We start from the raw sequence: 12,762 nt of genomic DNA, 5'->3' as shown, positions 1-12,762 counted from the left end.
AGCTATGAACCTGTTCCAATTGCGCGCATTCGACGCGGTGGCCCGCGAGGGCAGCTTTACCCGTGCGGCGGCGCGGCTGTTTATCAGCCAGCCGGCGGTGACCGGGCATATCAAGGCCCTGGAGGAGTACTACCAGATTCCCCTGTTGCGTCGCACCGCCCGGCGGGTGGAGTTGACCGAGGAGGGCGCACGCCTGGCCGCGATCACCCGGGCGATCTTCGGCCTGGTGGACGAGGCGCAGACGCTGCTCGAAGCCAATCGGCAATTGCTCACCGGGCGCCTGGAAGTGGCGGCGGACGGCCCGCACCTGGTGATGCCGATGATCGCCAGCCTGCGCGCGCGTTACCCCGGCATCACCGTCAACCTGCGCTTGGGCAATGCCCAGGAAACCCTGGCCGCGTTGTTGTCCGAGCACGCGGATGTGGCGGTGCTCACCGAAGTGCAGGCGCGCAATGGCCTGCACTTGCAGCCCCTGGACGAATCACGCATCTGCGCCTTGGTGCCGGCCGGTCACCCCTGGGCGATGCAGGCCGAGGGCATTCGTCTCGAACAGCTCCATGAGGTGATCATGGTGCTGCGTGAACCCGGCTCCATTACCCGTCGCACCTTTGACGATGCCTGCCAGGCGGCCGGTGTGCAGCCTAGCGTGCTGCTGGAACTGGACAGCCGTGAAGCCGTGACCGAAGCCGTTGCGGCGCAACTGGGCGTGGGGGTCGTGTCGTCATTGGAGGTCAGCCCCGACCCCCGCGTGCAGGCGATTGCCCTTCAGGGCCATGGGCTGATCAATCGGCACCTGCTCGGTTGTTTGGAGCGGCGGCGCTCATTGCGCTTGATCCAGGCGTTTTTCGACTTGGCGCCCTGAGGGTTTTTTGGTGGAACGATGCGTTCTCGCGCTATAAACTCTGCCCCCAAAGCGCCGGCCAGTAGACGTCTCGGCGCTATGGAAATCAGAGAGTGATTCATGGGCGCACAGTGGAAAGTCAAACATAAAGAAGCGGCATCCAATGCCAAGGGCAAGATCTTCGGCAAGCTGGTGAAAGAAATCACCATCGCCGCCCGCAACGGTGCCGACACCGCGACCAACGCCCACCTGCGTCTGGTAGTGGAGCAGGCCAAAAAAGCCTCGATGCCTAAAGAAACCCTGGAACGCGCGATCAAGAAGGGCGCCGGTCTGCTCGGTGAGACCGTGCAGTACCACCGCGTGACCTACGAAGGGTTTGCCCCGCACCAGGTGCCGCTGATCGTCGAATGCGTGACCGATAACATCAACCGTACCGTGGCCGAAATCCGCGTGGCGTTCCGCAAGGGCCAATTAGGGGCTTCGGGCTCAGTGGCCTGGGACTTCAACCACGTCGGCTTGATCGAAGCTTCCCCGGACAGCCCGGACGCCGATCCGGAAATGGCCGCTATCGAAGCCGGCGCCCAGGATTTTGAAGAGGGCGAGGAAGCGGGTACGACCCTGTTTATCACCGAGACCACCGACCTGGATGCGGTACAGAAAGCACTGCCGGAGCAGGGTTTTACCGTGCTGTCGGCCAAGCTGGGCTACCTCTCGAAAAACCCGGTGAGCGGTTTGACCGATGAGCAGATGGCTGAAGTCGAGGCGTTCCTCGAAGGCCTGGACAATCATGACGACGTGCAGGACATGTTTGTCGGTTTGGCGGGCTGATTCTTATCTGGATGCATGGGGGCAAAATGTGGGAGGGAGCAAGCCCCCTCCCACATTGGTTTCAGGGGTGTTGGATAGATTTGAGCAAGACCTCTACCTCTTCAAAGCTTGGTCGCGCCAACACATCCGACTGACAGCAGGTTCTATGCAGTTCCAGCAGTTCGTCGCTCGCTCCCCCCTCAACCCGCGCCAGCAACTCCCCCAGCAACACCCCGAACGCCCGCACTTCAATCCGCTGCAACGCTTGTGTTTCAAGGGTGCCCGCCGTGGCATGGAACGACGCCGCGCCAAAATCCCCGAGCAGACAACTCCCCGCGTCATTCCACAGAATATTGTGGCCGTACAGGTCGCCATGGGTGATGCCGTGGCGGTGCAAATGCGCGGCCACCGAAGCGATGCCCCGGGCCATGCGCAGGGCCACTGCGGCACTGAAGCGAGTATCGGCGGCGTACACGTCGCGGGTACATGAGGCCAGGCTCGGCAGGCTCGCGAGGTTGCGGTAGCTCGGGTCGATCAGGTCCATTACCAGTGCGGCCTGTTGGTCGGGATGGCCGACCACGCGGCCTTGCACCTTGATCAGGTTGGGGTGCAGCCCGGCGGCGATGCACGCCTGCATTTCGTGCAGCGGCGAGCCGTCGCTGGTGATGGTGCCTTTGTAGAGCTTGACGGCGACAGGTGTGCCTGTGGGTTTGCGCAGCGCTTGGCGAATCACTCCCGATGCTCCTTCGCCCAGCACCTCGCCCAGTTCCAGCTCTGCCCAGGGAATAGTCGGCGTGGCGTCGTCGGTAACCACCTTCACCGCCATTTCTACCGGGTTACCGGCATAGGCCAGCCAGGTCAAGCTTGGCAGCGTCAGCAGCCACTCGGGCAGGCGGGTGAAGCGGTTGGAGGCAATGCGCAGCAGTTCGAGGTGGTGACAGTTGGCCAGGCTGTCCGGCAGCTCTGCCAGGTGGTTGCCGGCCAGCATCAGCTTTTGCAGGTGGGGGCGCTCGCCCAATTCGCGGGGCAATTGGCTGATGCGGTTGTCGGTGAGGATCAGCCAGCGCAGCAAGGGCGGCAGCGCGGCGGCGGGGACGTGGCTGATGCGGTTGGCCTTGAAGCCGATCATGCTCAGTTGCGCGCACTGGCCCAGGCATTCGGGCAGCTCGGTGAAGGCGTTGTCCGAGCAAAACAGCACACGCAGGTGCGGCAGGCGGTGCAGGTCGTCGGGCAACTGGCTAAGGGCGTTACCGCTGAGGTTGAGGATTTGTAGGGAATCGGCCAGTTCGAAGATTTCCCGGGGGAACTCGGTAAGCCCGCAAGACAGGTCCAGGCGCGTAATGCCGGCCAGTTGGCCGGCCTTGAGTTGGGCGAGGGTATGCATGAACGGCGCGGTCACTCGGCTAGGGGGTAAAGGGCGTTCATGATACCGGGTCGGGCAGCGGTTGCGGGCTGGCCTGTTGCAATTGGTTCAGGCGGCTGGCGGTACGGGCGAGGTCGATGGCCTGGCCGCTCAGCGCCTGTGCCAGCGGTTGGTCGCCGATCAACACCACATGCTTGTCCTTGTCGTAGAGCACGTCCACCAGGTTGATAAAGCGCTGCTGCACGGCGATCGGGCAGTGCGCCAGAGGCGGCAGGCCGTCGATGATCCAGTGGTCGAAAGCCTCGCACAACAGCAGATAGTCCATCACCGCGGTCAATTGTTCGCAGAGGTCGTTGAAGGTGAACGCGACAGTGCGCGCCTGATGAAAGCGGCAGATCAGCTGCCGGTTTCCGACCGCCAGGGGGTGCGCCGGGCCATCCGTGGCGGGCAGCCCGAGCGCTGCACGCTGGGCCGCGGTGCCTGGCCACAGGTAGTGCCCGGTGGTAAAGCGCTGCGTGGCATGGGCCTGGGGCAGGCTGCGAAAATCCTTGGGTGAATTGACCTCCAGCACGTCCATGCGCGCGGCGATCAAGTCGATCACCGGCTTGAAACGCTCGTGATACAGCGGGTTGGGCAACAGGCCTTCGGGCGGATAGTTGGAGGTGACCAGTACCAGCACACCCCGCTCGAACAGGGCTTTGAACAGCCGCGTGATCAGCATGGCGTCGCCGATGTCGTGGACGTGGAACTCGTCGAAACACAGCACCCGGCAGCCGGCGAGCAGTGTGTCGAGGGTCACGCCCAGTGCGTCGTCCGCGGCTTGGTGCGCGAACATGCCCAGGTGCAAGCGAGCGAAAAAACCATGAAAGTGCACGCGTTGTTTCTCGGCGATGGGCAGCGCCTCGAAAAAACCATCCAGCAACCAGCTTTTGCCACGCCCCACCGGGCCGTGCAGGTACAGGCTGCGGGTGGGCTGGTTGGCGAGCAGGTGTCGGGTTTCGCGGGCCATGGCGGCGATCGCCTGGGCCTGGCCCGCGCTGAGGGTATACCCCTGCTGTCGGGCCTTGTTCTGAAAGAACGTCTGGATGGGCGAGTGTTTGTGGCTGTCGGAAGGTTTGCCGAGCCAGCGACGGATCAACGAAAGCACGGCCAATGCGAGTCACTCTGTAGTGCGGTGGTCGCTCACTTTAGGACGCTCGCGGTGATTTGACCAATACAGAAGGCGCCTGCGTTCGCCTAGAACTGCAACACATGCGTGGGCGCCAGCTCCGCCGGGCTGACCACCGCATAGTTGTAGCCGGCGCCGGACCAGTATTGCGCTTGCAGCCCGTTTGCCGTGCGGCTGCCGTGGGGCAGGAAGCCATTGTTCGGACCCGGTGGGCGAATGTAAAAGCTGATGCGCCGACCTTGTGGGTCTTCGTATAGCACCATGGCAGCCGTGCCTTGCTCGGTGTTGAGTAGCCGCCCGCTGACCGGTTTGAACCCCGATGGGCTCAAATCCGGCAGGCGATGGGCCTGGTTGAAATAGCGGTCGAGCCACGCCTGCATGGTGCCGCTGTCCTGGGCACGGTAATCGGCGGGCAGGACACCGTCCTGGGCAAACAGGCGGAATGCTTGCATCGCGTCGGCCATCGGTAGCATCGACGGTTGAGTGGCTTCGCGGGCGTGCCAGCCGCCGAGGCCGCCGAGGCTCACGGCGATCAACAGCACGGCGGCCGTCGCAAGGTGGCGGCGCGATTGGAGCCTGATGCGCCGACGAATCAGCGCCGGGTCCAGGTCGGGGTTGGCCGGCAGTTGCAGGGTGCCGCTCAATGAGGCACGCAGCACGTGCGCGTCCTGCTGCCAGGCATGTACCTGGGCGGCGGCGTCGGGGTGGGCGGCGAGCCAGGTTTCGAGGACTCGGCGATCACTTTCCGGCAGTTGGTGATCGACGTAGGCATGCAGGTCGCGTTCGCAGGGGGGCAGGCTGATCATTTGAGTATCCGCAGGGAAGGGCTGGCAATTTCACCATCGCTGAGTTGCCGCAGGGCTTGGCGGGCGCGTGACAGGCGTGACATCACGGTGCCAAGCGGCACATCGAGTATTTCGGCGACTTCCTTGTAGCTCAAGCCTTCGACCGATACCCCCCCCACAGCAACAACGCGCGCTGTTCGGTGTTGAGTTGATCGAACGCTTGCAGGGTCGACTGGGCGATCACCGTACGCTCGACGGATGGCTGCACATCCTCGCGGCCGGTGAAAAACGCCAGCATGCGCGCATAGCGCCGGGTGCGGCGGTGGGCATCGAGGAACTGGCGATAGAGGATCGAGAACAGCCATGCACGCAGGTCGCCTTCGATGCGCTTGTCGGCCCAGCGGGTAATCGCCCGTTCCAGGGTCGATTGCACCAGGTCGTCGGCGCTGCTGGCGTTACGGGTCAGGGACACGGCAAAACGCCGCAGCCTGGGGATGAGTTCACGTAACGGTTCGTCGAGTTCATGCATGGGATGTCTGGCTGGTCACTGCGCTGGGACTAGAGAGACGCCCGGCGCTGGCGGTTATTCCGGGCCACGGAAAATAAATCCGCGGCGAGGGAATAGGGTGGATCGGCGTTCGTCTCAATGCTCCGACCTTATGTTTGACCCCCTAAGGCCTTTGGCCCTGGAGTTTGTTCATGGTAGATCACTCATCACCGCCCCGTCCCCCGTTGAGTACGGCGAGCCTGATCGCGCGCCTTGCCGGTATCGGCGCCGTGGTTGCCGTTGTTGCGGGGGCATTTGCCTACGTCAATGGCACGCTCGACCCACAACGGCTGCGTCCGAAAACCTTGGTCAACGCCTTGGAAACCAATAATGGCGTGCACGCAGGCTTTCGGCGTAACCATGCCAAGGGCGTGTGCGTGGCCGGGTATTTCGAGAGCAGCGCCCAAGCCCGCGCGTATTCCAGCGCACAGCTGTTCAGCGACGCCAGGACCCCGCTGATCGGCCGATTTGCCTTGCCCAGCGGTAACCCCTATGCGCCGGACAGCAGTGTGCCAATCCGCAGTTTTGCCGTGCAATTGAGCCAGGCCAACGGCCAGCAATGGCGCACGGGAATGAACAGCATGCCGGTGTTCCCCGTGGGCACTCCCGAGGCGTTTTACCAGTTGCTCAAGGCTGGCGCGCCGGACCCGGCCACCGGCAAGCCGAACCCTGCAAATATGCCGGCGTTTTTTGCCGCGCATCCGGAGGCCGCGCCATTTTTGGCGTGGGTCAAGACCGCCAAGCCCTCGGCCAGCTATGCCACCGAAACCTATAACGGCATCAACGCGTTTTACCTGGTGAGCGCCGAGGGCAAGCGTCAGGCCGTACGTTGGAGCGTAGTGCCCCAACACGAGGATGCCGAGGGCGAGACCGCACCGGCCGGCGCTGACTTCCTCGAAAAAGATCTGGTGCAACGTCTGGCTGCCGGCCCGTTGCGTTGGCAGTTGAACATGACCCTGGCCAACCCCGGCGACCCGCTGGACGATGCGAGTAAGCCCTGGGCCGGTGAGCATAAGGTCTTGAACGCCGGCACCCTGGTGCTGCAAAGCAGCCAGCCCCAGGCGGAGGGCGATTGTCGCGACATCAACTTCGACCCGCTGGTTCTGCCCAGCGGCATCGAAGCCTCCAATGACCCGCTGCTGGCCGCGCGTTCGGCGGCGTATGCCAGCTCGTACCTGCGCCGTGCCGGTGAAGTCAGCCCGTTGCACAGCGCCCCCAAGGAGTCGAAACCATGAATGCACAACCGCGCTTTTTCGCGCCTTTGGCGCGCCTGCTGCATTGGCTGATGGCGTTGCTGATCATTGCCATGCTGTTTATCGGGGCAGGGCTGGCGGCGTCGGTGTCGCAGCGGCATGAATGGTTGATTCACCTGCATAAACCCTTGGGGATTGCGATCCTGGCATTGGTGATTGTGCGCCTGGTGGTGCGCTTTTCTACGCGCCAACCGCCATTGCCCGCCGACTTGCCGCGTTGGCAAATGCTGGCGGCCAAGGCGTCTCATCTGCTCTTGTATGCCTTGATGCTGGTGTTGCCGTTGTTGGGCTGGGCGATGATTTCGGCGGCGGGCGACCCGGTGATGCTCGGCAGTTCGGTACGGTTGCCGGCGTTGGTGGCGGCTGATGCGCCATTGTTTGCGCTGTTGCGCAAGGCCCATGGGTATTTGGCCTACCTGCTGTTCCTGACGGTGTTGCTGCACTTGGCGGCGGCGCTGTTCCATGGCTGGGTTCGGCGTGATGGTGTGCTGCAGAGCATGACCGGCACCAAGGGCTGATGCCGGGGGGCAGGGGTTAGCGCAGGGCCGTGACGATATCGGCCACGGTGCTCAGCACATCCTTGCCCAATTGCTTGGACCGTTCACCTGACCAGCCGGTTTTTGGGTTGGGGGCGTCATTGTTGTCCTTGAAGGGCATTTCCAGGGTCAGGGACAGGCAATCGTATCGCTCGCCGACCGCATTGCAGGCCAGGGTCATATTGGCTTGGCCTGGCTGGTCGCGGGTGTAACCGTGGGTGGTCTGGAAGTCGCGGGTCAAGGCGCTCAAGTGGCGGCGGAAGTGTTTTTCCAAGGTCTCGATACGCGGGGTGTAGCCCGGGTTGCCTTCGCAAGCGGCGGTGAACACATAGGGGATTTCTTCGTCGCCGTGGATATCGAGGAACAGATCGACACCGTACTTCTCCATTTGCTGCTGCACAAACAGCACTTCCGGGCTGTTCTCCTGGCTGGCGCTTTGCCAGGCGCGGTTGAGGTCCTGGCCGGCGGCATTGGTGCGCAGATGGCCATGGAAGGCCCCGTCTGGGTTCATATTGGGCACCAGGTACAGGTCGGCCACCTTCAGGAGCTTTTTCACCTCGGCATCGCCGTCTTGTTGCAGACGCTCGATGATGCCTTCCATAAACCATTGCGCCATGTGCTCGCCAGGGTGCTGTTGGGCGATGATCCAGACCTTGCGTCGGCCCTCGCCGCCTTTGCCACGGCGAAGCAGTTGGATGTCGCGCCCCTCGACACTTTTGCCCGTGGCCAACAGCTTAGTGCCGGCGTATTTCAATGCCTGCTCGATCAGCCAGGCGTGGCGTTCGCGGCTGTAGGGTTCGAAATAAGCGAACCAGGCGTGTTTCTCGCGGGTTTCCAGGCTGATGTGCAGGATTTCTCCATCAAAGCGCGTAGGCACTCGGAACCAGTTGACATGGTCATAGGACGCCACGGCGTTGTAGCCGCTCCAGGCATGCTTGTAGGAAGACTTGCCCGCGTTGCTCAGGCGGAACGTGTGGGTGTGGCCCACATGCATGCCTTCGGCCTTGAAATGAAACCATTGGAAATGCTGGCTGCGAGTATCGGGTTTGATTGCCAGCAGCAACTGATAGGCATCACTGGCGTCGAGCACCTGGATGTTGCCACTGTCGAAGTTGGTGCTGATCTTGATGGAGGTCAAGGCCACGGTCATAGTCTGGTTGCCTGAATATGAGTGTTGTGGCGGCTATATTACACAGGAGTCCGGTAAAGCCCGGATGCAAAATTGTTGCGAGGAGGGGGCGTCGTCCATGACGCGGCCGCAGCTTAGAATTTATGAGATTGATTCTCAAGCGCTATTTCGCAGAGATACGAGCCGGAGCGCTACGCTGGCTTTCATTAGGCGATGGTCTTTTGCTACCATGCGCGCCATCAAGCAGCACACAGTCTTCATTAGCCTGAAGCCATGCCAGGGAAACTGGCAAAAAAAAGACCCGGCCAAAGAGCCGGGTCAAAAACCGTGATTAGCCTGATGAGGAGATATTCCAAGAGTCCGACCTAAGGTCCCTTGGACTATCGACTGATCTCGCGATCAGCTGAGCCCAATAATAATCATTATCATTTGCAAGTCAAATGTTTTTATCCGTGGGATAGAAATATTTTTCCTTCGGGCCTTCTATACGTTCGATTGAGCCTCTGGCGCCTGCAACGAGCGCTCCAGCATCGCCTTCGCCATATCAATCAAATACACCACTGAAAACGCCAGGTCGCGGTGATTGCCTTGATGGCTGCTTGCTGACTCGTAGGCTGTTGCCGCCGCACTGCGCAGCAGGTCGGAGGCGTAGACCAGGGCCTCCTCCTGGCTGATGCCAGGCTTGATGGCAAACATGGCCTCGTCCGGGGCGGGTGCCGACATTTTTTCTTTCAAATAAAAGTCCAGCGCGCGCTGGGCAGCACCGCTGCCACGCAGGTCGTGCGCGTCATTGTTTTCGGTTGGTTCGGGCAGGAGGTACGGGCTCGTCGTCATAAGGGGCGGTACTCTGGGTGGGTGTCGAAAACCTTATGCCTGATGATAGTACGTGTCGTATTAATGTCGTTTCGTGGATTACTACAAACTGTTTATTGCCCTGAAAAATACCTGACGTATTGTCTGGCCCCATGGATAACTGGATAGCGTTGGTCAAGGCCAACATGAAAGACCGCAAGGTCACGCAGGGTGAGCTGGCTGAACGCTTGGGCATGTCCCAGGGCGGCGTCGGCCATTGGCTCAACAAACGCCGCGTGCCGAGCCTGGCGGACATGAACCGGGTGCTCGAAGAACTGGGCCTGGGTTACCTGGAAGTGGTGCAGGAAGTCCGCGAAAAGGCCCGCGACGCACCAGCCCTGTCAACACAGTACAACCCGTATTTTCGTTACCCGGTCAACGACTGGAGTGGCCTGTGCGAAGTCCGCGAAGAACGCCAGGCCTACGGCGCCGCGCGTTTCGAAACGACCGACTACCATGCGCGAGGCGACGCCTTCTGGCTGCCGGTTACAGGCGATGCCATGACCGCACCCAGCGGCCTGAGCATCGCTGCGGGCATGATGATCCTGGTGGATCCGGCCCTTAGCGCCGAGCCCGGCAATTTGGTGGTCGCCCAATGGGCTGACCGGCCTCACGCGACGTTCCGCCAGCTACTGGAAGAGAGCGGCCAGCGCTACCTGGTGCCGCTCAACCCCACTTATCCGAAACAGCTGTTTGACGCCGATTGCCGCATCCTTGGCGTCGTGGTGCAGGCCACCGCGAAGTTCTAGCCGACTGTTTCGAGCTCCACCAGTGCGCACCCCTCGGCAACCATTTCGCCCTCCTGGCAGAACAGCGCCTTGACCACCCCCGCCTGGGGCGCGCGGATGCTGTGCTCCATTTTCATTGCCTCCAATACCACCAGTTGCGCGCCGGCTTCGACCGCTTGGCCAATGTCCACCAGCACCCGTACGATGCTGCCGTTCATTGGCGCCGTGAGGCCTCCCTGGTGGGACTGGCTGGCCTCCACCGCTGCAATCGGGTCGAACAGGCTGACGCACTGCATCTCGCCATCCCAACGCACAAACATCGCCCCCGCGCGACGCACCGCCAAGTGTGAACGGCGCACGCCCTGACGCTCGATCAGCAACTGTTCGCCCTGCAACTGCGCAGCATCTGCCGCCAACGTCACCAACCGATCCTGCCCGTTGCAGCTCAGGTGCAACGACACCTCGGCGGGCAAACCGGCACGAAAACCACGTCTATCCGCCCACGGCCCTTCAGCCACGGGCAAGCTCTGCATAAAGGCCGCGCCCGCCGCCTGCCAGAACTCATCGCTCAATTCACCGGGTGGCGGTAGCAACTCATCCTGATAACGTGGAATAAACCCGGTATCCAACTGCGCGGTTGCAAACGCCGGGTGCCCGATGATGCGCCGCAGGAACCCCAGGTTGGTCTTCAGCCCGCCGACGGCAAATTCATCGAGCATACTCAGCAAGCGCAGGCGTGCCTGTTCACGGTCCTCGCCCCAGGCAATCAGCTTGCCGAGCATCGGGTCGTAAAAGGGCGATACGCTGTCACCTTGCTCGACACCGCTGTCTACCCGGCGGCCCGCACCGGGTGCCGATTCGCGATACAGCGCCAGATGCCCGGTGGCGGGCAGGAAGTCATGGGTCGGATCTTCGGCATACAAGCGCACTTCAATCGCGTGGCCGATCAGCGGCACTTGTTCCTGGGTGAGCGGCAGCGCTTCGCCCTGGGCCACGCGAATCTGCCAGGCTACCAGGTCCAGGCCGGTAATCGCCTCGGTCACCGGGTGCTCCACCTGCAACCGCGTGTTCATTTCCATGAAAAAGAACTCGCCGCGTGCGTCCAGCAAGAACTCCACCGTGCCGGCGCCTACGTAGCCAATAGCCTGGGCCGCCCGTACGGCGGCTTCGCCCATGGCCCGGCGTTGTTCAACGCTCAACCCCGGTGCCGGTGCTTCTTCGACGACTTTTTGATGGCGACGTTGGATCGAGCAATCCCGCTCGTTGAGGTACAGGCAATGCCCGTGTTGATCGGCAAATACCTGGATCTCCACATGGCGTGGCTTGAGCAGGTATTTCTCCACCAGCATCTGCCCATTGCCAAAGGACGACAGGGCTTCACGCTGGGCCGAGGCCAGGGCTTCGGCGAGTTGGTCGACGTGCTCGACCACCTTCATGCCCTTGCCGCCGCCACCGGCTGTGGCCTTGAGCAGTACCGGGTAACCGATGCGTGCGCAGGCTTCGCGGAAAGTCTCCAGGTCCTGGGCTTCGCCGTGATAACCCGGTACCAGTGGCACGCCGGCGGTCTCCATCAGCGCCTTGGCGGCGGATTTGCTGCCCATGGCGTCGATGGCCGAGGCGGGTGGGCCGAGGAAGATCAGGCCCGCGGCTTCAATCGCGCGGGCAAAGGCGGCGTTTTCGGACAGGAAGCCGTAGCCCGGATGAATCGCCTGGGCCCCGCTGGCCTGGGCGGCGGCGATGAGCTTGTCGATTTGCAGGTAGCTCTCCGTGGCCTTGCTGCCGCCCAGGTCGACGCGGACATCAGCCTCGCGGCTGTGTCGCGCGTCGCGGTCGATGGCGCTGTGCACGGCGACCGTGGTCAAGCCCATGGCCTTGGCGGTACGCATCACCCGGCAGGCGATTTCGCCACGGTTCGCCACCAGTAAGGTGGTCAACGTGCTCATGAGCGCGGCTCCTGCGGTTGCCAACTGGGCGCACGTTTTTGCAGGAAGGCTCTCAAGCCTTCCTGGCCTTCGGCGCTGACGCGAATCCGCGCGATGGCATTTTCGCAATAGCAACGCAGGGCAGGGGTGAGGGCGCCGTTACCCACTTCACGCAGTAAGTCTTTGCTGGCGCGCATCGCGGCGGGGCTGTTGTGCAGCAGGTTGGCGATCCACTGTTCCACGTGCGTGTCCAGCTCGCCCGCCGGGTAGCTTTCCGCGAGCAGGCCGATGTCCCGCGCACGCTGGCCGCCAAAGCGTTCGGCGGTAAGGGCATAGCGCCGCGCCGCACGCTCGCCGATGGCCTGCACCACGAAGGGACTGATCACCGCCGGTGCCAGGCCGATACGCACTTCCGACAGACAGAACTGCGCGTCGTCGGCGCCGATGGCCATGTCGCAGCAACTGATCAAGCCCAGCGCGCCGCCATAAGCCGCCCCTTGCACCACCGCCAGGGTAGGGATTTTCAGCTTGGCCAGGTTGTACATCAGCTCGGCCAGTTCGCGCGCGTCGTCGAGGTTGGTGTGGTAATCCAGCTCGGCCGACTGCTGCATCCAGGCCAGGTCGGCGCCGGCGCTGAAGTGCTTGCCGCGCCCGCGCAGCACCAGGAAACGCAGGGAGGCATCGCCTTGCACGTGGTCGAGGGCGATGATCAGTTCGCGGATCATTTCGGCGTTGAACGCGTTGTTCTTGGCTTCACGACTGAGCCACAGCGTGGCAAAACCACGGCGGTCGGTGATCAGTTCGAGGGTGTTGAAATCGCTCATGGGGTAC

The 12,762-nt window shown here is 62.5% G+C and carries 12 protein-coding genes and 1 pseudogene; 5 read left to right on the top strand and 8 right to left on the bottom strand.

Annotated elements, in window-relative coordinates; translation table 11 throughout:
* The first annotated feature begins 4 nt into the window (after positions 1 to 4).
* Together AB4O25_RS08135 and AB4O25_RS08130 are read left to right on the top strand one after the other, a co-directional pair.
* The gene (locus AB4O25_RS08135; RefSeq protein ID WP_460150740.1) at positions 5 to 862 is read left to right on the top strand and encodes a LysR substrate-binding domain-containing protein; all 858 of its coding nucleotides are present in this window, start codon (positions 5 to 7) and stop codon (positions 860 to 862) included.
* A 99-nt stretch (positions 863 to 961) separates the two neighbouring features.
* On the top strand, positions 962 to 1,669 hold the full coding sequence (locus AB4O25_RS08130; RefSeq protein WP_017527106.1) for a YebC/PmpR family DNA-binding transcriptional regulator: 708 nt from the start codon (positions 962 to 964) through the stop codon (positions 1,667 to 1,669).
* Between the two features lie 61 nt (positions 1,670 to 1,730).
* On the opposite strand, the gene AB4O25_RS08125 is transcribed toward AB4O25_RS08130, so the two are convergent.
* The 4 genes and pseudogenes from AB4O25_RS08125 to AB4O25_RS08110 all read right to left on the bottom strand — a co-directional run bounded on the left by AB4O25_RS08125 (position 1,731) and on the right by AB4O25_RS08110 (position 5,493).
* Positions 1,731 to 3,032: a protein kinase gene (locus AB4O25_RS08125; RefSeq protein ID WP_460150739.1), complete on the bottom strand. Its 1,302-nt coding sequence runs from the start codon at positions 3,030 to 3,032 to the stop codon at positions 1,731 to 1,733.
* A gap of 37 nt (positions 3,033 to 3,069) precedes the next feature.
* Positions 3,070 to 4,164 carry a cell division protein ZapE gene (gene zapE, locus AB4O25_RS08120; protein WP_217855179.1) on the bottom strand — a complete coding sequence of 365 codons (1,095 nt, stop codon included), beginning with the start codon at positions 4,162 to 4,164 and terminating at the stop codon, positions 3,070 to 3,072.
* Between the two features lie 83 nt (positions 4,165 to 4,247).
* Entirely contained in the window at positions 4,248 to 4,985 is a 738-nt protein-coding gene (locus tag AB4O25_RS08115) for an anti-sigma factor family protein (protein WP_460150738.1), read from the bottom strand.
* Positions 4,982 to 5,493 (bottom strand): annotated as a pseudogene (locus AB4O25_RS08110) (sigma-70 family RNA polymerase sigma factor). The gene AB4O25_RS08115 and the pseudogene AB4O25_RS08110 overlap by 4 nt, the downstream one beginning before the upstream one ends.
* Before the next feature lie 170 nt (positions 5,494 to 5,663).
* On the opposite strand from AB4O25_RS08110, the gene AB4O25_RS08105 reads away from it, so the two are divergent.
* Positions 5,664 to 6,746: a catalase family peroxidase gene (locus tag AB4O25_RS08105; protein ID WP_017527111.1), complete on the top strand. Its 1,083-nt coding sequence runs from the start codon at positions 5,664 to 5,666 to the stop codon at positions 6,744 to 6,746.
* Positions 6,743 to 7,282: a cytochrome b gene (locus AB4O25_RS08100; protein WP_460150737.1), complete on the top strand. Its 540-nt coding sequence runs from the start codon at positions 6,743 to 6,745 to the stop codon at positions 7,280 to 7,282. Before AB4O25_RS08105 ends, AB4O25_RS08100 begins: the two co-directional genes overlap by 4 nt.
* Positions 7,283 to 7,298: 16 nt before the next feature.
* Here the strand turns inward: AB4O25_RS08100 and AB4O25_RS08095 are convergent, their stop codons facing one another.
* Positions 7,299 to 8,450, bottom strand: a complete 1,152-nt coding sequence (locus AB4O25_RS08095; protein ID WP_017527113.1) for a M14 family metallopeptidase — start codon at positions 8,448 to 8,450, stop codon at positions 7,299 to 7,301.
* 462 nt (positions 8,451 to 8,912) lie between these two features.
* The gene (locus AB4O25_RS08090) at positions 8,913 to 9,263 is read right to left on the bottom strand and encodes a DUF6124 family protein (protein ID WP_460150736.1); all 351 of its coding nucleotides are present in this window, start codon (positions 9,261 to 9,263) and stop codon (positions 8,913 to 8,915) included.
* A gap of 131 nt (positions 9,264 to 9,394) precedes the next feature.
* On the opposite strand from AB4O25_RS08090, the gene AB4O25_RS08085 reads away from it, so the two are divergent.
* Positions 9,395 to 10,030 carry a LexA family protein gene (locus AB4O25_RS08085; RefSeq protein ID WP_065877490.1) on the top strand — a complete coding sequence of 212 codons (636 nt, stop codon included), beginning with the start codon at positions 9,395 to 9,397 and terminating at the stop codon, positions 10,028 to 10,030.
* Here the strand turns inward: AB4O25_RS08085 and AB4O25_RS08080 are convergent.
* Together AB4O25_RS08080 and AB4O25_RS08075 are read right to left on the bottom strand one after the other, a co-directional pair.
* Positions 10,027 to 11,952 carry an acetyl/propionyl/methylcrotonyl-CoA carboxylase subunit alpha gene (locus tag AB4O25_RS08080; protein WP_068931687.1) on the bottom strand — a complete coding sequence of 642 codons (1,926 nt, stop codon included), beginning with the start codon at positions 11,950 to 11,952 and terminating at the stop codon, positions 10,027 to 10,029. The genes AB4O25_RS08085 and AB4O25_RS08080 overlap by 4 nt on opposite strands.
* The gene (locus AB4O25_RS08075; protein ID WP_460150735.1) at positions 11,949 to 12,755 is read right to left on the bottom strand and encodes a gamma-carboxygeranoyl-CoA hydratase; all 807 of its coding nucleotides are present in this window, start codon (positions 12,753 to 12,755) and stop codon (positions 11,949 to 11,951) included. Before AB4O25_RS08075 ends, AB4O25_RS08080 begins: the two co-directional genes overlap by 4 nt.
* Between the last annotated feature and the right edge of the window lie 7 nt (positions 12,756 to 12,762).

It is taken from the genome of Pseudomonas sp. S3_A03, from assembly GCF_054668275.1.
The sequence above is the reverse complement of the archived record's forward strand: the minus strand, read 5'-3'. Positions and strand labels throughout refer to the sequence as shown.